The sequence below is a fragment of the Bradyrhizobium sp. CCBAU 51745 genome, from assembly GCF_028128715.1.
In the GTDB taxonomy this organism is placed as follows: domain Bacteria; phylum Pseudomonadota; class Alphaproteobacteria; order Rhizobiales; family Xanthobacteraceae; genus Bradyrhizobium; species Bradyrhizobium manausense.
Map to the genome: position 1 here is coordinate 48,949 of NZ_LBJP01000093.1, position 22,171 is coordinate 71,119.

12 protein-coding genes and 1 riboswitch are annotated in these 22,171 nt (G+C 58.0%); of the genes, 5 read left to right on the forward strand and 7 right to left on the reverse strand.

Annotated features, from left to right (window positions below):
- Positions 1-953: 953 nt before the first annotated feature.
- Entirely contained in the window at positions 954-1,967 is a 1,014-nt protein-coding gene (gene trpD, locus XH98_RS36640; RefSeq protein ID WP_271597562.1) for an anthranilate phosphoribosyltransferase, read from the reverse strand.
- A 1,763-nt stretch (positions 1,968-3,730) separates the two neighbouring features.
- Here trpD and XH98_RS36645 point away from each other — a divergent pair.
- The 3 genes from XH98_RS36645 to XH98_RS36650 all read left to right on the forward strand — a co-directional run bounded on the left by XH98_RS36645 (position 3,731) and on the right by XH98_RS36650 (position 7,766).
- Positions 3,731-3,946, forward strand: a complete 216-nt coding sequence (locus tag XH98_RS36645; protein ID WP_271597561.1) for a hypothetical protein — start codon at positions 3,731-3,733, stop codon at positions 3,944-3,946.
- Positions 3,947-5,797: 1,851 nt separating this feature from the next.
- On the forward strand, positions 5,798-6,205 hold the full coding sequence (locus tag XH98_RS41310; protein WP_442868673.1) for a DUF7694 domain-containing protein: 408 nt from the start codon (positions 5,798-5,800) through the stop codon (positions 6,203-6,205).
- 868 nt (positions 6,206-7,073) lie between these two features.
- Positions 7,074-7,766 (forward strand): YopT-type cysteine protease domain-containing protein, encoded by a 693-nt coding sequence (locus tag XH98_RS36650; protein ID WP_271621934.1) that lies wholly within the window; start codon positions 7,074-7,076, stop codon positions 7,764-7,766.
- A gap of 1,084 nt (positions 7,767-8,850) precedes the next feature.
- Here XH98_RS36650 and groL read toward each other — a convergent pair.
- Positions 8,851-10,494 (reverse strand): chaperonin GroEL, encoded by a 1,644-nt coding sequence (groL, locus tag XH98_RS36655; RefSeq protein WP_271621440.1) that lies wholly within the window; start codon positions 10,492-10,494, stop codon positions 8,851-8,853.
- Between the two features lie 80 nt (positions 10,495-10,574).
- A complete protein-coding gene (groES, locus tag XH98_RS36660) occupies positions 10,575-10,889 on the reverse strand; it encodes a co-chaperone GroES (protein ID WP_271621441.1) in 315 nt (104 codons plus the stop codon).
- A 1,091-nt stretch (positions 10,890-11,980) separates the two neighbouring features.
- Between groES and XH98_RS36665 the strand changes: the two genes are divergently transcribed.
- Positions 11,981-12,628 (forward strand): FkbM family methyltransferase, encoded by a 648-nt coding sequence (locus XH98_RS36665; RefSeq protein ID WP_271621935.1) that lies wholly within the window; start codon positions 11,981-11,983, stop codon positions 12,626-12,628.
- Positions 12,629-13,108: 480 nt separating this feature from the next.
- Here the strand turns inward: XH98_RS36665 and XH98_RS36670 are convergent, their stop codons facing one another.
- The 4 genes from XH98_RS36670 to XH98_RS36685 all read right to left on the reverse strand — a co-directional run bounded on the left by XH98_RS36670 (position 13,109) and on the right by XH98_RS36685 (position 18,366).
- The gene (locus XH98_RS36670; RefSeq protein WP_271621442.1) at positions 13,109-14,278 is read right to left on the reverse strand and encodes an acyl-CoA dehydrogenase family protein; all 1,170 of its coding nucleotides are present in this window, start codon (positions 14,276-14,278) and stop codon (positions 13,109-13,111) included.
- A 41-nt stretch (positions 14,279-14,319) separates the two neighbouring features.
- Positions 14,320-15,063 (reverse strand): carbonic anhydrase, encoded by a 744-nt coding sequence (locus tag XH98_RS36675; protein WP_271621443.1) that lies wholly within the window; start codon positions 15,061-15,063, stop codon positions 14,320-14,322.
- Positions 15,064-15,071: 8 nt separating this feature from the next.
- Complete coding sequence (locus tag XH98_RS36680) at positions 15,072-15,770, reverse strand: thermonuclease family protein (protein WP_271621444.1); 699 nt, start codon at positions 15,768-15,770, stop codon at positions 15,072-15,074.
- A 1,771-nt stretch (positions 15,771-17,541) separates the two neighbouring features.
- Positions 17,542-18,366 (reverse strand): nodulate formation efficiency C protein, encoded by an 825-nt coding sequence (locus XH98_RS36685; RefSeq protein ID WP_271600813.1) that lies wholly within the window; start codon positions 18,364-18,366, stop codon positions 17,542-17,544.
- Positions 18,367-19,099: 733 nt separating this feature from the next.
- Positions 19,100-19,302, forward strand: a riboswitch (cobalamin riboswitch).
- A gap of 100 nt (positions 19,303-19,402) precedes the next feature.
- Here XH98_RS36685 and metE point away from each other — a divergent pair.
- A complete protein-coding gene (metE, locus tag XH98_RS36690) occupies positions 19,403-21,748 on the forward strand; it encodes a 5-methyltetrahydropteroyltriglutamate--homocysteine S-methyltransferase (RefSeq protein ID WP_271621445.1) in 2,346 nt (781 codons plus the stop codon).
- Positions 21,749-22,171: the final 423 nt, after the last annotated feature.

The window sequence follows — 22,171 nt, forward strand, 5'->3', positions numbered from 1 at the left end:
CGGGTTATAGAGAATGAGGAGCGGCCATCGTTCCGCGGATCTGAGGAGCTGGGACATTCGAAATCCTTGCGACCCGGATGGGTGCCACCCTAAGAGCCTACGATTTAACGCTACGTCAGGTTCAAGCCATTTTTGGCAGTCTACGGGAACTGGCCAAGCTCACGCTGGCCCAAGCAGCCCGCCAAGTTCTGTCGCAAGCAATTCAGCGCTGCCCTGGTTGGGCTGTTGCCCTGTAAGCCCTTTGATGAGAGATTCGACGAATACGACGGCGGCGTGTCCAACGCACGTTGGTCGCTGACTTCCGACGAAGGTTGGAGTTGCTCACGGGGCGTATGCGGGAATGCCCATCGGCGGTCAGCCTGCGAAGGGCAAGAGTCGGGTCGCTTAGCAATCTCGATTGTCCACCGCCGGACGAGCGAGCAGATCGAGGCCTGGCTTGGCAGCAAGTATTTTTAGGAGTCTGCGTAAAGCACGATATCGACCTCACAGAATATCCCGCATGGAGTCGGCGCAACTATTGCAGTCTCAGGAGAACACGCCGTTTTGCTTCGATAAGATGCTCATCCAGGATCTCGTGCAGCACACCCCGCAGTTCTGGCGGGATCGAGCTATCTGAATCGATCAACTCCCGAAACTTCCGAATGATGTGTTCTATCGTTGCGATCGTTCCGAGTGTTTCAATCCTTTGCCGGGGTATCACAGATTATCTCCTTTGGCGCGCAACGCACGTTGCGGCGCGGGTCCTCACCTCAGCAACCTCGCCTGGAACAGCCTCTAGTAGGCCAAGGGATGGCTGTCGGGTCACGTGCTCAGCGCGAGTTGTGTTGATAAAGACTTGCGTCGGTAGCGTTCACTCGAATTCCGCAAAACTGGCGCGTATTGCGGCTGCAATATTTTCGCGCGCGTAAGCTGCACTGTTGACGGCATCGATCGAGCATCAGCCAGCTCGGCTCTCAGGCGTTTGAAACCGCGATCAAGCGATTCAGCCGGGCGGCTGCAGCGCCGCGATCAAGTGATTCTTGTCCAAGTACTACGCCTTCCTGTAGGTTCGAGGCACGCCCGGCCACCACCAGTGCCGCCGCCGCGTTCAAAAGTGCGGCATCACGAAAACGTCCTGGCAGGCCATCGAGCACTTTTTGTAACGCGGCGGCATGAGCCTCAACATCACAGCTCTCCAACGCATCGGCGCGGTAGCGCGGGAGCCCGGCTTCCTCCGGCGTCACTTCGAACGTGCGGACTGTACCAGCCTCAACCGCAGCAACGAAGCTGGTGCCGGTGAGGGATAGTTCATCGAGCCCGTCCGAGCCATGAACAACCCATACCGAATCGGCGCCCAAGTTGTTCAAGACGTACGCCAGAGGCTGCACCCATTCGGGAGTGAACACTCCAAGGATCTGCCGCTTGACGCCGGCCGGATTGGACAGAGCCTCGATCAGGTTGAACATCGTGTGGGTTCCAAGCACGCTCCGGATCTGGCTGATGCGCTGCATCGCAGGATAGCCGGCTGATGCAAACATGAAGCCAATGTCGGCTTCCTGAACACAACGTGCAATTGCGTCGGGCTCGAGATCGACCTTTACGCCGAGGCGCGCCAACACGTCTGCGATGCTCGAGCGCAAAGACGCAGCGCGTCTGACATTCTTGGCGACGGGAACGCCGACGCCGGCTACGATGAAGCAAGCGCACGTCGATACGTTGAGCGAACACATAGCGGTATCGCTGGTGCCAGTGATATCGATGGGGTCGCATCGCATTTCCAGCTTGGGCATCATATTTCGCATTGCGGATGCGGCGCCGGTGACTTCTTCGACTGTCTCGCCACGGACCCTCATCCCGATCAACAAGCCACCGATCTGCGAGGGAGTTGCGTCACCCGACATCATGCTGTCGAACGCTGACGCAGCCTCTTCACGCGTCAGAGTGGCGCCGCTGGCAACTTTGGCGATGATCGACTTGAGCGGTTCCATCGAACTTTACGCGTTCCTTTGTCCAATCTGCGGCCTGACCGTTCAGTCACGTGCCTTTGCAAAAAGAGTGCCTTGTCGCAGCTGCCGGTCTATTCGCACGCGATATGCCGCACATGTCTTTGAGGCGGCCGTCAGGTGAAGGTGAGCATCGGAGGCGACGCTACAACCTGACGCTACGTGAGGGTCAAGCTCTCTCGATTCGATGGTGCCGTCGATGGGATCATGGCGGCTAGTCTTGGCTTTCCGAGCGCCGGCGTAGCGCAGCCGCTGATGGGCCTCCCGCGCACTATGAGTATATCGTGCTGAAGAGTTCAGACCGAGCTCATCTGGCTCTGCGAAATAGAGTCTCCGGGTCGCGAATGAGCCTGTGCGCGACAGCCTCAAGCGCGGACGCGTCCTTGATCCGCCCGCATGAAGTGGTGAGCCGCCCGGCGACCCCTCGAGTGACGCTGCATGTCAAGCTGGGTGACGTCTGGAGAGGAGTCGGACGGACAGGTTGCAGCATCTTTATTTCGAGCCGCTGCTCTTATTGCTGATGTCCCGCCTGGAGATCACGTCGCGACATTGCTGACTGAGGCGATCTTGCCTGGATCTGAGGCAGGCAGCGAGAGCGGAGCGATCCGGTATTTTGACTACTACAGGAGCGGAACACGTCTTCCATGCGGGCCTCTTTCTCCTCTGCGGTCGGCATTCGATCACGCGCGTTGAGCGGCCCGAGCATTACAGTTGTCATTGCCGAGCCAAGAGCGAGGGGGCGGCAGGTGAGTATGAGGCACGAAGCCAAGTGACTTCGTTGTTGTCGATTCATTGATTCGGTGGAGCTACGCATTTTTCTTGCTGCGCGGAGCGCGCCACCTGCCAACTGTACGGAGCTCGTCATCTATCCAGCATAACAGGGGCGACACCTCCCATACCGGCGGAGCCTCACGATAGGGGGAAAGGTTGCGCCGACGCAGCAGACGATCTTTTTGGAGCTGCTGGTGGTTGTGCGGCCGGTGCATGCCTCGATGTCTCGCGGCATTGCTTGGGCCTGCCTGCACATGACCTGAGGGACTATGGGGCAGCCTAATCGCCGGCCGATGAGTGACCGAGGACTCGGCACGATGCCGGCTCGAAGCGGCACAGGGCAGCTCTGGCGAAGCAAAGAGATCAGGCAAGCCAGATGTGGTTAGGTCGTTGTTGATGACGCATTCGGTTTTGCAAGATCGACTATGATGACGCGCTGGGACATCGTTTAGCCTCACCGCCCTTCTGTTCCACATATGTCAAGAGGTTGGGTGGGTCTATCTGTGAGGTAGGTCTCGTCTTGCGTGGAGTTAAGCGAGACTGCAGTGATAGGAGACCTGCCCTGTAGACCTCGCAACGCGCGATCTCGTCCAGCAGAGACAGGATTAGCATTCGATGAATTGCGGGCAGGCCTGCATCGGGATGATATGAGGCTCTCTATTCGGTCGTCCCGCGCGGGTGTAGGTGCTTGAGGCATTGGCAATTCTCGTGAACTATCAGGAATCACCCGATTTGTCAGATGTGATCTCCACTTGTCCAGAACCTTACACTCTGACGCTGCGTGTGATTCAAGTCTCTTCGTGCGACCGATGGTCTTAAGATGTCTGTGACTGTCCATTCTTCCTACAAGGATCGTCTTCGACGCGTACTCAGCCGCTTCTGAATTATTAGGCTGGACAGGGGGCTGACTGCTTCGCAAGCCGCGGTGGCGAGCGTGCCTCCTACGTGATGATACGGAGCGTGGGCGTCGCAATTCTTTGATCTACGAGTTGCATGCTCCCGGCATGAATTCGAAAAGCATACTCTACCAACCCGATCACTGGCTAGGCCGCGCGGAAGCAACGCGAAAGAAAGCGGCGGCGCTCGATGATGGAAAAGCCAAAGACAGGCTGCTTAAGATCGCCTTGGAATACGACAAGTTAGCGCGGCGTGCCCTCGTGTGGCAGATGCGCAAAAATGAGGACGATACGTAGCCTGAGCAAGAGCTGTAAAGCGTCGCTACGGCATATAAAGGCCTCAGCCTGTTATAGCCGACCGAGGCTAGGCAGACATCGCTCAGCAAGCGAGTCAATCCCGCCTGCACGGGGCGTTGCGGGAGCCAGGGGCGAGGCGGCCCGACCGCCCTAGGTCAATCGCACATGGCGGCGGAGCTGGCCGCCTGCCCAACGTTCCTTCAGATCACCTTGCTTCGTCAGCTTCTCGAAAGCGAACGTTCACATGACGGGAATGGGGAGTACTGGTTCTCACGTGCAGTCAATCCGTTGCGCCGTACGAGGGCGCCAGGATGCCACCAGCGCACGGACGCGTTGAGCTGCTGTTGGCCAATGTTTGGCACTTGGTGGCGGCTGCAACGGCGTATCAGTATCGCCAATGTGAGCCATCTGGGTTATGCGTCGACCTTCCCTTTGCGGCCGCCGGAGCAGCGCACTTTTTATCCAGGTAGCAGCGAAGAGCGCACTGGCATCAGGTTGTGCCGCGGCATGCGATAGGCCCTACGAACCTCTCGTTCGGTTGTCCCGCGCGAGAGTTTTCAGAATAGCGCTGTGATGACCCAGTAGATTCCAGCCCAAAGCAGCGCATTTATGAGAAGTGCGCCGAAAAGGCGCCAGTTCAACCTCTTCCAGGGTTGCGGGGAGGGACGATCGGCGCCGAAATGCTTGATCATTGAGTGCTTTGTTGTGCGCCAATGTGTCGGTTCATCGCGCTCAGCGCCGGACAAATAGAAATGTGCCAAGCTTTGCTAGCCTCCTATCACTCATAAGTTAGCAGTCTTCTTTCATAAGGCAGTGTGAGAATCGATGATCGTTGCCTGGCGACCGATTGATTGCTCATTCATCCTCGGTCCAGCTAGGTCGCGTTTGGCAGCACAGCAAGCGACGTGCCAGGAGGTAGAGCTGTCGGCAGCGCTTTTGATGGGGTGGGTTCGTCAAACGGAGCCGTTGCGCGACGTCGAAGTTGCGACATTCATGTCGGAAACAACACCCGTATTAGCAGCAAGGGGTGAGTGCTGTGGCATGCCGTAGACAACGCGTTAAGAGCAGCATCTTAGTGACGCGGAAAAGATCGGGCGATATCCGCTGTTGGAGTCCATGAGATAGACTACTCATTGTTCCTGACCGTTAGCTTACGACCAAGATCGCAGACGATCCGCTGGATGTATCAGTTCGAAGGGAGGGCATGCCAGACGCTCGCAGCGATCTGTGCCGAGCGGGATGCCATAGAACTGAATCGTTTTGACATAAACGGCACATTAGGACTGTTCAGCCTTGGCGAGGAGGCCGCCAGGGATCGAGTACTCCCTCACGAAGCAGGTCACCCTCACCCATCTGGTTGCCGCCACTGGTGCTGGCAGGATCATGAAATGTCGCCGCCAATAGGGGAGCACGCCATAATGAAGACCAATTCGTTGAAGAGGAGGTGGGGCCTCAAGAGCTTCCGACTTCGTGTGCTCGAGCGGGATGTCCGCTCTGCCGGCGATGAGCAGTGAATGCCTAGCGGCGACGGGAAACTGCTTCGCCTCGGAGAGGGTCGATGACGGATTTACATAAGTAGCCGCAAGGTCCGATCGGAGGGGCAATTCGCCCAACGCGCAGATCGTGCTGCCGCCCATGCTCGGGCAACCAGCGGCACCGAGGCCGCAAGCACGAGAGGAATAGGAGGAGCGTGGATGATGATAGGCATCTACCGGTTTTGTAGATGGTACGCTGTAGACTGATTTAGGAACATTGGGCCGTGAACCGAGACGCTTGACTTGTTGCGCGACAGCGTCATCTACGTAGACCTTAGGCTATTCGAGAGGCAAAGGAGCGAGCGTGCGAGCGCAGATGATAGACAAGCTGGAGGCTGGCCGTGTGCAACGTGGCCCGTTCGCTACTGCTCCGGGATCAGGACCTTGCGGTCTGTTCTTTGTGCGGGGGCCTTGCGGGTGTGAACTCAAGATAACAGCACTTGTCCATCCTGGCTGGGAGCATGTCGCTGTTTCGACCCCGCGGCGTTGTCCAAACTGGGAGGAGATGTGCTTTGTCAAAGACCTGTTTTGGGATGAAGAGGAGAGCGTCATGCAATTGCATCCGCCACAATCGCGGTATGTGAATAACAGCCGATATTGCCTTCACTTGTGGAGACCCACTTATCGAGACATTCCGATGCCATCCCCGAGCTTCGTAGGCGTTGTTGGATTAAGTCCGTCAGATGCGGCAACGTTGTTCGCGCGGATCAGCGCGACAGCATGACGGGCTGAGGTAACAACGTTCGAGCAGGCGTGTCGAGCGGTTGCAGGAGCACAGGTTCCGCGTCTCGAAATGAGGTGTCACAAGCGGGTGTATGTCAGGCTCACTCGACTGTTGCATTGTGCACGGCGGGCTAAGTCTGAAATGTCGCTGTCAAACAGGAGCCGCTAATGACACCCTGACTCGGGGGGAATGTCTGCGCCATTGTTATAGAGGGCACGATAGATCGTAATTTGGGGCTTGGCAGGTTCAAACCACTTTTTGCGGATCTGTGCTGAAGGTGCCTGACCGGCAACAACAGTATCTCGCTGGCCGATGGCCGATCACGGAGCGATCCGAAGACGCGAATTGCGCACTCTATGGAGGCGAAGTTGTGCCGGCCGAGCGGCGCACATGAGACGAGTGAGATCGACCCAAAACCGACGGTCGAATTTGATTTCACGAAGGCGCTGTCCAGCGTAGCCATCATCTTGACTGCATCTATATTCCACAGGCTCGCCCGCGTCACTGTGCAAGAGTGACTAGCTGGTCGACCGCTAGCCCACCACCTGCAGCGGCGCTCGTCAGTAGGAACTGTCGCGCAACCAATATGCCCCGAGGCGGTAGCTTCCCCAAGCTTGTCTGGTGGTCAGCTCTTCGTCAGTTTTCCTCGATATCAGCCGCAGGAAAGATGGAAGCAGCGCGCTCCCTTTGAGGACGCGTACGCCGAAGAAGCAGGTGAACCAGCATGTATAATCGAGTTGATGGCGAATACACACGCCGTGAGCAAGCTGATAGTTTGAGTAGGCCCGCAGACAGTAGCGAATTTGCGCAAACACTCACCGAAGTCGCGCGGCGGGAGAGCCTGCCGCGAGACGAATCGGTCGAGCGAATGGGGCTCTGCTTCAGCAAGCCACATACCGCAGATGTAATCGATTCTAGTCCAAGCACCTCGCGCCACAGCACATCCTCTCTGTCCTCCAGCTCGGAACTATCCTCAGCCGCTAGTCCTGTCCGTGATCTGTTCGATTACAGGACTGCTGAATTGTCCGAAGCCAATGTCAGCGGGATTTGTGTTGGATTGGTAGCGGAGTGGCTCCTTAGTCTCCCAAGCAGCCCTTCATCCCGAATGAGGGCTCTGCTCCCGGGCACTGAAAATCACAGCTCAGCGGCAAGGCGGCAGGGGCAGTATGAACAGGTCTTGACTTTGTTGAAAGAGGATGGTGCGGAAGGGTCTCACAACCTCCAGGCAAAAAGCGCGATGTTACGCGACGCCGGCCTAGAGGCATCTGCTGAACAGACGGGATATAGGTTTGGTACATCCTCGTGCATTGACGAGATCGTGCAGGAGGTCACCCAGGATGCGTCCCGCTATTGGGTCCGCTTGAATTTCGTCGGGGGTGGCGGCCACTCGATCGCGACGGCGACGTCGAATGGAACGACGACCCTCTTTGATCCTAACTATGGGGAATTTGCTGTTGCGTCAGATCGGCTCGGAGGGTTGTTCAAGAGTCTGGCGGAGCGCTACAGCAGTCCCCCGAATGACCGTCATATAGCGACTGTCGTCACGCAAAGGGTGACGTGAGGGCTTCCGAGGGTGCAACGGACTTGCCCGAAGCCCGCGCGGAACCTCATCGGTCGATGCGGGACAGCCGCATCGCCAACCAGGGTGCACCCGCCGCGGTTCTGCCGATGTTGAGTCGGTGCTCTAGACCGACGCTTCCCGGACGTAGTGCGGAGAGGGGTGAATGTTCAGCGATATAGGTTGGCCGATCACTCAAGTTCGTGAGCCCGCCCTCGCGCTTCGAAGCCTCAATCGCCTGCGCTTGCACTTAGGCAGGATCGGCGGCCGGTTTGGCGAACCTGTTGGTTACCCTGCGCGCAATTGTGCCTTCAGGGATAAGGTCGGACCAGGCATCCACAGTCGGCGCGAAGCTCTAGTTCGTCTGCATCGGAATCGTCGTCGGTCGCTTCTATAGTGGGTTCGTCAACCAAACAGCTGCTGCGGGGCATATTCGCATGCGCTCGCGCCGGCGTACAAACCCAGTCCTCGCTCGCTAGGAGCTCCCCGACAATCCGCGTCTTCTCCTCGCCGCTGGACTTGAGTCTCGGCTTCGGTGAAGGCCTCGTCCGCGGCCTGACTCAGCGATTTTGCGGCACTGTCGTTTTAAGCGTCTCAATCGAATTGTGCGCCGAGCTGGGCTACAAAGCCATTTTAGGTTTAACTTTCCGATAATCGGAACGACATCCTGAAGCTAAGACAGGGAGCTCTCTTCGCGGCCCGAGCGCAAGCGGGCTATTAAGCTAACTTGGAAGACCATCGCCTGTGTGGATCTGATCCCAGTCTCACCCCGGAAGCAGCACGGGCGCGACTCGACGCTGGTCGGGCTGCATGGACCAGACGTTATTTCTGCCGCGCCCGCGCTACTGGTTGAAGTTAGCAGTAACGTGACTCGGCGCCGAATCCCCACGCATACTCGGGGCTAGCGCTGTCCCTACCACGCGCCGCTAACTTCAAGATCATTGTACACTGACTAGCTGTCCAAAACCTGACGGACTCGATGCGATGCATCAGGCGTAGCAGCCTGAGCGGGTCGATGCTCTCCTGCCTTGGACCCTGCTTGACATTATTGCCTGGGTTTCACATGTCATCGAGAACTTGGGAGGGATCAGAAGTCCATACCACCCATACCGGGGGCTGCCGGCATTGCTAGAGCAGCCGCCGCCTTCTTCGGCAGTTCGGCAACCATCGCTTCCGTCGTAATCAGCAGCCCGGCTACCGAGGCGGCGTTCTGGACGGCGATGCGCACGACCTTGGTCGGGTCAATGATGCCTTTGGAGAGAAGGTTGCTGTACTCGCCTGTCTGCGCATCAAAACCAAAAGAGTACTGCTCGTTATCGAGGACCTTGCCTACCACTATCGAGCCGTCTTCGCCGGCGTTGATCGCGATCTGGCGGGCCGGCCAAGAAAGCGCCTTGCGAACGATCTCGACGCCCGTCTTCTGGTCGTCGTTGTTGGTAGGCAGGCCCTTGAGCTGCTCGGAAGCACGGAGCAGGGCGACGCCGCCGCCCGGGACGATGCCTTCCTCGATAGCCGCGCGGGTCGCATGCATGGCGTCATCAACGCGATCCTTGCGCTCCTTGACCTCGACCTCAGTCGCGCCGCCGACGCGGATCACCGCGACGCCGCCGGCGAGCTTGGCGAGACGCTCCTGGAGCTTCTCACGGTCGTAGTCCGAGGTGGTCTCCTCGATCTGCGCTCTGATCTGGGCCACGCGCGCCTCGATGTCGGCCTTCTTGCCGGCGCCGTTGACGATCGTGGTGTTCTCCTTGTCGATCGTTACCTTCTTGGCGCGACCGAGCATGTTGAGCGTGACGTTCTCGAGCTTGATGCCGAGATCTTCCGAGATCGCCTGGCCGCCGGTCAGGATTGCGATGTCCTGCAGCATGGCCTTGCGGCGATCGCCGAAGCCCGGCGCCTTGACCGCCGCGACCTTCAGGGGGCCGCCGCGCAGGCGGTTCACGACCAGGCTCGCGAGCGCTTCACCCTCGACGTCCTCGGCGACGATGACCAGCGGCTTGCCCGTCTGCACCACGGCCTCGAACAGCGGCAGCAGCTCGTTCAGCGTGGAGAGCTTCTTCTCGTTGACGAGGATGTAGGCGTCGTCCATCTCAACGCGCATCTTGTTGGCGTTGGTGACGAAGTAGGGCGAGATGTAGCCGCGGTCGAACTGCATGCCCTCGACGACGTTGAGTTCGGTCTCGAGCGACTTAGCTTCTTCGACCGTGATGACACCATCGTTGCCGACCTGTTTCACCGCGTCGGCGAGAAACTTGCCGATCTCTGCATCGCCATTGGCCGAAATTGTGCCGACCTGGGCGATCTCCTCGTTCGAGGTGACCTTTTTTGAGTTCTTGTGCAGGTCCGCAACGACGGCCTCGACCGCGAGGTCGATACCGCGCTTGAGGTCCATCGGGTTCATACCGGCGGCAACCGACTTGGTACCTTCACGCACGATCGCGGCGGCCAGGACGGTCGCGGTGGTGGTGCCGTCGCCGGCTGCATCCGCAGCCTTCGAAGCCACTTCGCGGACCATCTGGGCGCCCATGTTCTCGAACTTGTCCTCGAGCTCGATCTCCTTGACGACGGTGACGCCGTCCTTGGTAATCCGAGGCGCGCCGAATGACTTGTCTAGCACGACATTGCGGCCCTTCGGGCCGAGCGTGACCTGCACGGCATTGGCGAGAATGTCGACGCCGCGCAGCATCTTGTCGCGCGCGTCCGCTCCGAACTTGACTTCTTTGGCTGACATAGAAAATTCCCTCAGTTCCTTAGTTCATCCTTTGGCGAGCCCGGTGGGCTCTCCTCAGGAGGGGCAGCTGCGAGCCTGTGTCAGGCGACTTTCTTCGTCGAGAACACCTCGGTGAGAACGCCCATAATGTCGCTCTCCTTCATGATTAACAGGTCTTGCCCATCGATCTTGACTTCGGTGCCGGACCACTTGCCAAACAGCACTCGGTCACCCACTGCGATGTCGATCGGAATCTGCTTGCCGCTATCATCGCGACCGCCCGGGCCAACGGCAACGACTTCGCCCTGCGATGGCTTTTCCTTCGCGATGTCCGGAATGATGATGCCGCTTGCGGTCTTCTCTTCGGCATCGATGCGCTTAACCACGACGCGGTCGTGAAGCGGTCGCAAAGTCATAGAGGTCTCCTGAGCGTTTGAACAAGTTAGCGTTAGTCACAATGTGACCAGCACCCTTGTAGCAAGAGTCAGGCCAGAAACGTGCTCAGCGATTATCCTCACATTTTTGCTGAAGTATGGACCGGACTGCGTGTGTGTTTGTCCCGAAGCAAACGTGCTGAGTTGCACGGCCGCCCGGCTGTCGTAAAATTGACATTGCGCTTCGTCCAAGCTCCCGCATCGATCCTTGGAATACACCAACATTGCTCGGGTGGCGTTGCACCGATCGAAAGGCCGCGGCTCGACGACGGTATCGGGATTGCACATGACTACCTGACAGCACCATCTAGCAGCTGGGGCCGGCGCAGCGTGCACTCTACAAGTCCTATCGAAAAGCGGCTCGTCAAATCTGTCGTAGTGGTGCATGCGAAGAAGTTTGCAGCTATCTCGAAAAACCGGGAGCTGCTTCTTGTAAGTCGTGGCGTGCTCCAAGCCAGGTCGCCATCGAATGGTAACAATGGGCGTCCGGCCGCGGTGTGTAAAGCCTATCGAATTGAGCCTGGTCATCCTAGGGCCACAGCATTTTCAGAAATTTGAACGTGCCGCGAAAGCGGGATTATGCCAAGCAACGCGTGGGCTGGTGCTTTCACCGACTTTGGCTCCTCTCCGGCGATTCCGAGGAAGAGGTCGCCGGGAGCCACCGTCAGCCAATCTGAGATGGCGGCCGTCAGTCGGCAGAGCCCATTTTCGCACCACTCGTCATCGAGCGGAGTGGCTGTTGCTCTGCACGTGGGGCACTCTGATCGGCACGCGCCAGAAAACATGTCCGATAGGTGACGCTCGGAGGAAGGCGTTCTTTCGGCAATTCGAAAAAGAAAGAGGGTCTGGCTCACCGAGGCCGCATTTTTCCGATAAGTTCGAGATTGCATCGCGAGCTGTTCGACAGGCTCTCTGTTTGATGCCGATGGCATGCAAACAGCTGTCGTGGATCAAGGGGTGCTGGCGCATATATGAACTTTATACCTTGATATACGTTGTGCAGCGGCTTCTGACATGTGATCGGCTTCGAAGTTGAAAATCATCCGATCTCCGCGCACCATGGAAGAGCAGCTGTGTCGTCCGTAGAAGTACATCAGCACATCGTCTCACTTCTTCAGAAGCCGAATCCGGTCATCCTGGATATCGGCTGCAATGATGGGACTGATACGAAAAAGTTTCTCGAGCTGTGCCCGCAACCCAAACTCTACTGCTTTGAGCCGGACCCCCGAGCGATCGAGCGCTTCAAGAGGAAGCTCGGTCCATCCCTCGATAAGGTGAAGCTGCTTGAAATCGCCATCAGTGATCGCAACGGGACGATCGACTTCCATCCGAGCAATGCAGATGGGGATGCGAAGGATTGGGACTTATCCGGTTCAATACGCCGCCCAAAGAACCATCTTACCGAGTATGATTGGGTTCGGTTTGATCACCCTGTCTCGGTTGAAACACGGCGGCTGGACGACTGGTGCAGCGAAGCCAACGTGGACGTAGTCGATTTCATCTGGATGGACGTTCAAGGAGCCGAAGCCGACGTTATCGCCGGCGGAATGCGGACCTTGAGCAACACGCGCTTCATCTACACCGAATATAGTGACCGCGAGCTCTACGAAGGGCAGTTAACCCTGCAAGGCATTCTTAACTTATTGCCATCATTTGAAGTGGCGGCTCACTATCCGCGCGCAGTGGAAGGTGATGTATTGCTCAAAAATACGCGTCTCTAGCAGCTACTCATGTCGAAGGTCTCATTCATGTAAGGCTTGACCAGCGGACTCGATGATGGTCGCAGCTGCACAACGGTGGTCGTCAAGGCGAGCGGCCATCGCTAGCTGGACAGGCAGCGCGGTGGGCTGGCATTGGGCCGGCAAGGGTGAGTGCTAGGATAGTGCGCAATGCAGAGCGTCTTCCGCACTCTGCGCCCCAAGCGGCAAGGTAGGCAACGGTGAGAATCGGGTCGCGCGCGCGGCCATTTGGAAAGTGTGGGAGTTGAACCGCGAGCCGTTACGCAAAAGCAAAGGTGGATACCGCTCGGCACCTCAATGATTGCGACACGGCGGTAGAGGCATATAACGGCTCGCTATGTTTGGACAATGAACCTGGTGATCCGGGATATGAAGTGGGATCTTTTTCAAGGGGGAGAGCCCAAAGCTGTCTTTGTTCACATTGAAACGCGTGACGTGTGGCTTGCGCGTGCGTAACCCACTTCATGGAAAGTCCGGCTGTATTGCCGTGCCGAGCAGAGCGCGGCCAGCGCTCTGAAGCGTTCCCTCGTTTAAAGCTGCGTGCTGAGCAACCACGAAGCTGTCGCACATGGCGCGTGCTAGATTGCCGGTGGTATGGAGCGCCTCAGTACCGGCAAGACCGCTCGCAATCCTGCAGACCTCAGCGCCCTGCCGCGCGGCGTTCGTCGCGGCGAGCCGCATCAGCATCGTGGTGCTCAGAGTTACCTCACCCGTGAGCGCTTGCTTCCACAGCTCCTCCGTGGCCTCGTAAAAGAAGGAACGAGCGGAACGTAGCATGGCTTCGGCTTTGGCGATCTCAAGCTGGACATAGCCGCGCTCAGCCATCACGGGCGCTCCAGTGATCGAGGCGCGGCTTCCGGCCATGGCGATCACCTCGTCGATTGCGGAACGTGCAATCCCAATGCCCACAATCGCATGTGCCTGCGCGGCAAAAGCCAACGATGGATAACTATAGAGCGGCCCATCAAGTGTCGCCGGACCACCGCGGATCAAGGTCCATTCCTCTGGCACAATGACGTCGCTGACAACAACGTCGTGGCTTCCAGTGCCTTGTAATCCGATGACGTCCCAATTGGGCCGGATTGTCACCTTCTCGGCCGGAATCACCGCTACGCGCGGGAGGTCCCCGGCCGGATCGCCTTCCACTGTGATACCAACTCCTATCAAATCCGCGCCCGGCGAGCCGCTAGCGAATGGCCACACTCCGTTCACGACAAATCCATCGGTGCATCGCTTGGCGGGCTGGAGCGGGAAAAGCGCGCCCGCCAACACGACGTCCGGCCCATTGGCGTAAACTTTTCGAAGCGTGTCGTCCGGAAGAGCAGCGAGGTAGCGAGCTCCATCCCCGAAGCTGGCGACCCAACCGGCGGATCCGTCGGCCTCGGAGATGCGCTCGATCAGGCGACAAAAATCGGCTGGCGTTCGCTCCTCGCCGCCGAATCGCTTGGCGACCATAGCCCGATAGACGCCGACGCGCCTGAAGCCATCGATGATCTCTTTTGGAATTTTCTGCGCGCGGCCAAACTCATTGCGATGCGCGCGGATTTCGATGAGTAGCGGCGACAGATGAGCCCAGCTAGCAGCCGCACCGGGGGTATGTTGTGGTGGTGCGTTCATAAAAACGTCCTCCATGTCTTGTCCAGGTGATTTGCCGTGGGTGTGAAGGTGAAGCGTCAGCTCACAATATCGACCTTGCCGGTGTCGATTCGATACAGGCCCCCGACGACCTTCAGCCGGTTCTGCTCGACTGCAGCGTTCAGAATCGGGCCTGTCGATCTAAGTTTGTTGACATTATCGATCACATTTTGTCGGGCTGCGTGAGCGAATGTGTCGCCGGCTTGCTGTAGAGATGCTTTCACTGCAGGAGCAAGTGCGGTGACCAGCGATGAAATGTGCCCCGGCGGCGGCTTGTCTTGCTGGAGAGACTTGATCGTGGCGTCGATCGCACCGCAATGATCGTGGCCGAGTACAAGGATCAGCGGCGTGTTCAGCACTGCGACCGCATATTCCATACTGGCGAGCGTATCATCATTAGCGAAGTTTCCGGCGACGCGGCAGACAAACAGATCACCTAGTCCGCTGTCGAAGATAAGTTCGGGCGCCACGCGAGAGTCGGCGCAGCTCAGAACCGCCGCATATGGATTTTGGCCCTCAACCAAGACCGGACGCTCGCGCCTGAAATCGTCGACTCGTGATGCGCCCTGGACAAAACGGTCGTTCCCCTTTAGCAGCCGCTTTAGGGCAGCATCTGGACCCAGCAGGTTGTCGGGCTTGGGCGGGCCTTTTGCTTCCTTCGCATCGAGAATGCTATTGCCGAACCGCAGGGAAACTGCCAAAGCAGCGAACGCCAACAGCGACCGGCGCGAACGCGCTACCTTGGCTAAATGGTACAGGTTTGGAGAGTGGGGTGCATGCATGTGTCGCCTCATCGCGCGGCCTTACGCCACCCGGTGGCTTCGGCTTCCGCTTCGCCACAGAGCCAGCGTTCGCCGCGCTTCTTCGTCATGTCGATTTGTTCGTAACTGGGTTGCCCTGGCAGGTGGTAAATTCGCTCGCCGCTGCGCTCGAGAGTGCCTTTTATCAGGCACTCGGGGGACGGCGGTTCCGTTAGCAGATCGGATCCGAGCAGGACTTGCTGAGCGTTGATAGGAACCAACGTCGCGCCGACGATAATTGTCCCCCTATTGCGGCGAGGCCAGTCCCAGGGCGCGATGAACGCCCCCGACCACAGCCCCGCACGGGCTGTGCTCGCCACCAACTCATAGACAGCGTAGGTATGGAGAGATGCACCTGCCGATAGTGCCCAGCCCGAGCGTACCATCCAGGCGTTCACATTCTCGCCTTCGATGAAGCAGCTGCCGAGGGCTCGCCTGTACTCGTCGGCCCTTTGGGTATGACAATCCCAGGTTCGCCCATTCGAATGCTTGATGAGCTCGTCGCGAGCAGCTACGCCGCAGGCCCATCTCCGGCCCTGGGCGTCGAGGCAAATCTGGTCCGTCTCAGGAGCTTCGATGCCCGAGAGCCGAACGTTGGTGTGCTCGATCTCGATAGTATTGCCGTCGTGGATGCGCGGAACACCGCTGAGTGTCGCGGCGCAGACCGGAGATGTGATGAGAGCGAGCAATGCGCATATGATTCCGCGGTGCTTCATCCCGAGGATAACCTTTCACTCCTGATCCATGTTCACGCACGATACGCTGCCGATACATTCGACTGCCCGACCGAATTATATTCGCGATCCCGTTGGCATTTTCGACATGCTGTATGAGAGATTCGCGAAGCTACGACCTGACGCTGCGTAAGGATCAAGAGATTTTTTCGGTAGTCCGTGCGGCGCTATTCTTTGACCATCGACGGCTCTCTCACTGGGAGCGCGCTGTACCTTCTCGACTTGCGGAGAAGATCCTCGTCGGGCGGCGCCAAACTCGCGGCGCTGAACGAAAACCCAAACCTCGCAATGTTGTCTTTGCAAAAGCGGCCGACTATGAAGGGTCGGCGCTCGCGGTGTTGTCAGGCGTGGAGGAGCAACCCTGCTGGGTTGGTGATGGCTTCGATCGGCAAACTGAACGCTGCCGATCGTTCCGCAGAGGACAATGAAATTTCGCCCTAAAGTCTTGACAGGAAAAAAGATGTTCAAGAAGCTTCTGGTCTGCTCGCTCTGACGGATTTAGAAAAAGACGCAAGGGAGTTCAACCTCAACGCTCGCCGCGCAAATGAACTTTTCTTGTTTGAGCAAATCGGACAAGTCCGGTGCGTTTTGCGCCCGACCAGATGATCGCTGATAGCAATCGCATTGGGGCTTTTGGCTCCTCCGCCCTGGACCATATTGGTTAAGCGCTACCTCCCAAACGATTGCACAAGGACTGAATGGGTATTGACTGAAGCCGCGACGGGCGGTCGCTCTTCGGTAGGGACGTTCCCCGCGATCTCAACGTGCGTACCCATGAGCGCTGGCATTCGCGTCCGGTTGCTCGAGAAGTTGTAACACCTGCGATATTGAGCCGCGGCTTTGCCGTAGACGCGCCGGAAAAGGGGAGGCGGCCCACGTGTTCGGACAATAGCGAGCATCCTGATGCAATTCAGTGCGAGGCTTCAGTCTACAATAGGCGTTGCGCATCACCGCGCGCGGGGCGGATAGCTTCGGTGCGGTTGCCGACTCAAGCTACGCATCATTCTTAAGCACCTGGCTGCATGATTGGAATGACATGCTCGCGGCCGTTCGGGAAGTACCGGTCTCGTCTTCCGCACTTGAAGTAGGTGCCCGACTCAGAGCCGGATTCGCAATAAGAGGCGGTGTCAGCTGGAGCAAAGCTAAAGACGCGCTTTCCTATGTTTCGAATCCGGATCTATGCGTGCAGACGAATGAGTGCGAGGAAAGCTAAGGGCCGAGCCAGTCTGGTCCTCGACGTTCTCGCGTACGGCCCCGGAGCTTCCTGCTCTGCGCACTCGGAAACGTGCAGGCGCTCAGCGGGTATGCCGGGGTCGCTACCGCTGCCCCGTTCGCGGTAACTTCCTCGTCGCTTTCGTCGCAGAACTGCGACCTTGGTGCAGCCTCGAGCCGATATGCTCACGCTGTTACGTATGCTACTCAGTCACGCGATGCGCGGCGCACGCGCCGAATCGGCCTCGTGCTGGAGGCATCTCGACGGGTCCAGCGAATAATGCGTGATAGCTGGTTCCCTCGCAAATCGGTCGCGAGCCAGTATGCGCCGCTGAGCTCGACAACCGGCGGTAAAAACCAAACGTGCTGCCGACCCTTGCGCACGACGGGTCGATCCGCTGCAGCCGGACAGTTGTGGAGCCGTAAACAACGGAGCGGGTCTGTCTTGTAGCAGGGCCCGACGCGCCCAGCCATGGACGGGCTGCGCCGCTATGTTGCGCTGCTTGACAATTTGCTAAGGCCTTCGCTCTCCTAAGTCTTCCTCTTCGTTTGGCTCGGTGCGTTGGAACCAGGAGCCAGGAGGAAATTTGGCGATGCGCTTGGCAAAGGAGGATTGTGGCTCCCAATCATGTCCTTCAGTCTTCTCGAAAGAGATGACCCCATTGTATGTAAAATAACGTGGTCCTTGGATACTACAGTTCACCACGAGCAGAACGCGCCACATATCGCCTTTCTCGGTCGGCTTGTCATTCCGCTTCGGTAGGTAGTCCACTCCGACAGGATCGATGATAGTGCAGCGGCCGTGCCGCAGAAGATCGCCGAGCCGGCCTTGCGGCGTAGTCACAAAGTTGAAGTTGGTCGGATCATGCAGAAAGCTAAGATTTGCGCCCCGTTCGCCATCTGCGACTTCAGTGGCGATTAGCGAGAGCGCCAGGGCGCGCCAGCCTAACTCCATCGGCTTCGCATACGTTGAGGCGAGTTGAATCGTACCGTCGAGCGCGACTTTCCAAGCGATAACGTACTGTTCGTCTGATTTGTTGTCCCGGTGCCTGGTCCACGGAACGAAAACAAAGTCGTTTTGGCCAAGTTCAACAACGCCCCACATTTGCGGGACGAACTGGGCCACCATCGAAACATTGGAGATGATTTGTTCTATCGTCTCGCCATCTTGCGCTCGCCAAGTTGACTTGAGTCGTTCGACTAGGGGGCTGTCGTTGGCGCGAATATTGTTGCTCTTGGCAGCCGGCCAGGCGAGGCAGATTAGAAATCCGCCCAGGCAAAGCCATGGCACTGGTCTTCCAGACATTCTCTTCATAAGCCTCAGCCTATCGCGTTTCATCGAGACATCTTTCAAAGTGGGCGACCTTGAATTGCTATGAGCGAGCGCAAGAAAAGTCCCGAGATGCGGCGGGCACCCCTCGTTAGCTCTCCCGCGCCAGCAGGCGCTCCCCTCTATGTCACGTGCCGCTGACTTCCCTCGCCAGCGACAGCGTCAATCGGCTGAGCTGGACATGCCCAGCGGGAGGAGACTGGACATGCCGACGGCTTGCATTCTTCGTGCCAGGCAATAGGCGGAAATTTGCACGGATTTTGTGTCCCTCCTTGTCGACTTTCCGACCTGCGCCCGTTTCGATGTTTCCATTCAGTGTATCCGTCGCAGCTGTTGTATCCTTGTGCCGTACCCGATAGTCAGCGCGAGAGGTGAACGCCTCGATGCCAAGTGCCTGATGACAATCGGCAGTGCGTTTGCCGCCATTTAAAACCGTTCGGTTCGCTATCGTTGTCGTCGACGTTCGAGCTACAGGATTGCTAGCGACACAAAGCCGAGTTAACCCCGACTTTGAAGTCTGGCTGGCACGCCAAATCTACCTCTCGCCGCGCATGTTGCTAGATTGCGCCGCGTGCCGTGGCCTATTCGATGTCGACCCCTCAGTCCGAGAAAACAGCTGGCCAACGGAGGTGCGGGGCGAGCCTCTCAAAATCGGAAGCCGCATGCATGCTCATTCGCCTAACAGATGTCGCAGATTCGCTTGGCACACAATCTGAGAGGTTGACGGAAGAGTTCTCCTGCCGATAATCCAAGCCGTCGAGGTTCTCCGGTGCCCATTTGATCCGGAGCTAAGAGGGAAGCCGGTGCGAATGCCGGCGCTGCCCCCGCAACTGTGAGCGGCGAGCCGCTGTCCAACGATGTCACTGAAGCCTCCAAGGCTTCGGGAAGGCCGGACAGCAGCGATGACCAGCAAGCCAGGAGACCTGCCCCGATAAAATATTGGTCCACGGGCGGGGTGTCTCGGTGGTGCGCCAAGCAGTCGTCGCACGCGCGACTCCCCTGCCTGCGTCCGCCATGGCCTTTGTCCCGAACAGAGGTTAAAGCTATGTCTCTTCCCTCTCTTCCAATCGCTACGCTCGGGACGCCGCGCATCGGTCCAAGGCGTGAGCTCAAACTCGCTCTTGAAAGCTACTGGGCCGGAAAGATCAGCGAACAGCAGTTGCACGAGGACGCATCCGGCCTGCGCGCAGCGAACTGGGCTCGTCAGAAATCTCTCGGCGTCACGATCATTCCGTCGAACGACTTCTCGCTATACGATCAGGTGCTCGATACAAGTGTCATGGTCGGCGCCATCCCGGAGATCTACGCCTCGAAAGGAGAATCCGTTTCGCTCAGGACGTACTTCGCCATGGCCCGCGGATCACAATGCGACGATCAGGATGCGAGTTGCGGCCAGAGCCCGCGGGGATCTGGCGCACCCGCGCAGGGAATGACCAAGTGGTTCGACACTAACTACCACTATATGATCCCAGAGTTTTACAGGGAACAAGCGTTCAGATTGTGCAGTCGCAAACCCGTTGAAGAGTACGAGGAAGCAAAGGCTCTAGGCTTTCAGACCCGCCCGGTCCTGATCGGGCCGGTCACATTCCTAAAACTCGGCAGGAGTACCGATAGCGCGTTCCAGACCCTCTCCCTACTGGATGATCTGATACCGGTCTATATCGACGTTCTGCATGAATTGGCCGAACGAGGGGCTGGTTGGGTTCAGCTTGACGAGCCCTGCCTGGCCCTTGATCTGGATGAGGCGGCACGAAAATCGTTGCTACATGCCTATAACCGGTTCGCAAAGGAGGGACCGGACATCAAGATCATGGTTGCCAGTTATTTCGGCCCGCTAGGCGACAATCTGAATACTGCCTTGAGCCTGCCAGTTTCCGGTCTGCACCTTGATCTTGTTCGAGCGCCTGAGCTATTGGATCAAATCATTGCTGACGGCCGAAGAGATCTCGTCATGTCGCTCGGTGTCATCGACGGCCGGAATATATGGCGCTCGAACTTGTCGTCGCTCCGGAAGCGGCTCGATCCAGCGATTGCGAAGCTCGGCAGGCACCGTGTACAGCTCGCTCCATCCTGCTCGCTGCTTCACGTGCCGGTCGATGTTGAACTCGAGACCGGGCTTGCGTCCGACGTCAAGAGCTGGCTCGCTTTCTCGGTTCAGAAGATGCGTGAGCTTGCGATCCTAGGGCGGGCACTCGCAGGCGACGAGAATGTTGGGCTAGCTCTTGCCGATTCGGAACGCGCTGTGACTGCCCGCCGGACTTCGCCGAAGATCCATGATACCAAAGTCGCTGTCCGGATGAGGAGGATCGGCCAGACGATGCGCCGGCGCGCCAGCCCATTTGCCCGTCGTTCCGAAATCCAAAGGAAACGCTTTGGACTTCCAGCTTTTCCTACCACGACGATCGGATCGTTTCCACAGACCACAGAGGTCCGAAATGCTCGTGCAGCGCATGCGCGAGGTGCGATGAGCGACGAACAATACGACAGGTTCCTCAAGGAGGAGATAGCCCGCGCCGTACGCTGGCAGGAGGACATCGGTATTGACGTCCTCGTGCATGGCGAATTCGAGCGTAATGACATGGTGCAGTACTTTAGCGAGCAACTCGCCGGGTTCGCATTTACCAGGAATGGATGGGTACAGTCCTATGGTTCGCGCTGCGTCAGGCCCCCGATCCTGTTTGGGGACGTAGTACGGTCGACGCCGATCACCTTGGAATGGTGGCGCTACGCGCAATCACTAACCAGTAAGCCGATGAAGGCGATGTTGACCGGACCGGTGACGATCCTGAACTGGTCGTTTGTTCGCGATGATATTCCTAGAAGCGAGGTCTGCCGTCAGCTTGCGCTCGCGATCCGCGACGAAGTCCGCGATCTCGAGAATGCCGGTGCGGCCATGATCCAGATCGACGAAGCTGCACTCCGCGAAGGATTGCCATTGCGCCGGTCGGATTGGAAGGCATATCTAGATTGGGCCGGAGATTGCTTCCGCATCTGCTCATCTGGCGTAGCCGATCAAACGCAAATCCATACACATATGTGCTACTCAGAGTTTAACGATATCATCGCTGCGATCGCTGCAATGGATGCGGATGTCATTTCGATCGAGTCGTCGCGCTCGAAAATGGAGCTACTGGATGCATTCAAGACATACGAATATCCAAATCAAATCGGACCCGGCGTTTACGACATCCACTCTCCACGCGTTCCCGAGGTGGGCGAAATGAAGGAGCTGATGGTGCTGGCTCGGACGCGTTTGCGGGATTCACAGCTTTGGGTCAATCCGGACTGCGGCCTAAAAACGCGCAAATGGGAGGAGGTTCGGCCTGCGCTAACCAACATGGTCGCTGCCGCTCGCGAACTGCGCGCTTCATCTGAATCGCAAAACCATTGATCCCGCGCTCGGGTCTGTTCTCGACAGAGCAAATTCGCTTGTGGCCATTTGCGCTTTCCACAATGTCGAGGCAAGCCTTGCCGCCAACAAAATGCCCGGTCCAGTTCGCGGACCGGGAAGGTGAAGGCTCGGAGGAAAGACGGTGACGCGTCTCGCTGCCTTCTTGGCCGAGGGAGAATAGCCGACGGTTCGATCAAAGCGACAACATTCGCCGAAAATCTGCGCATGTATAAAGCACAAGTTTATCGTAGCTAAATTGTGTGGTGGTATGCGGCGTTATAGCCTGAGATACAGAAATCTGCGGCGACTTTGTCGCTCATGAGCACGATGGCAACGATTGCGACAGCAATGAGAAACGTCATGCTTGACGGACAGCGCAAGGCACCCACCATGGATTCGGTCCGCTCGGAGATGATTGCCGTC

What these genes read in the sequence shown, in the direction of transcription:
- XH98_RS41310 (WP_442868673.1), top strand. Translation starts at nt 5,798, where the DNA reads ATGATAGACAAGCTGGAGGCTGGCCGTGTGCAACGTGGCCCGTTCGCT.
- XH98_RS36675 (WP_271621443.1), bottom strand. Translation starts at nt 15,063, where the DNA reads ATGCATGCACCCCACTCTCCAAACCTGTACCATTTAGCCAAGGTAGCG.
- XH98_RS36650 (WP_271621934.1), top strand. Translation starts at nt 7,074, where the DNA reads ATGGGGCTCTGCTTCAGCAAGCCACATACCGCAGATGTAATCGATTCT.
- trpD (WP_271597562.1), bottom strand. Translation starts at nt 1,967, where the DNA reads ATGGAACCGCTCAAGTCGATCATCGCCAAAGTTGCCAGCGGCGCCACT.
- XH98_RS36670 (WP_271621442.1), bottom strand. Translation starts at nt 14,278, where the DNA reads ATGGAGGACGTTTTTATGAACGCACCACCACAACATACCCCCGGTGCG.
- metE (WP_271621445.1), top strand. Translation starts at nt 19,403, where the DNA reads ATGTCTCTTCCCTCTCTTCCAATCGCTACGCTCGGGACGCCGCGCATC.
- groES (WP_271621441.1), bottom strand. Translation starts at nt 10,889, where the DNA reads ATGACTTTGCGACCGCTTCACGACCGCGTCGTGGTTAAGCGCATCGAT.
- groL (WP_271621440.1), bottom strand. Translation starts at nt 10,494, where the DNA reads ATGTCAGCCAAAGAAGTCAAGTTCGGAGCGGACGCGCGCGACAAGATG.
- XH98_RS36685 (WP_271600813.1), bottom strand. Translation starts at nt 18,366, where the DNA reads ATGAAACGCGATAGGCTGAGGCTTATGAAGAGAATGTCTGGAAGACCA.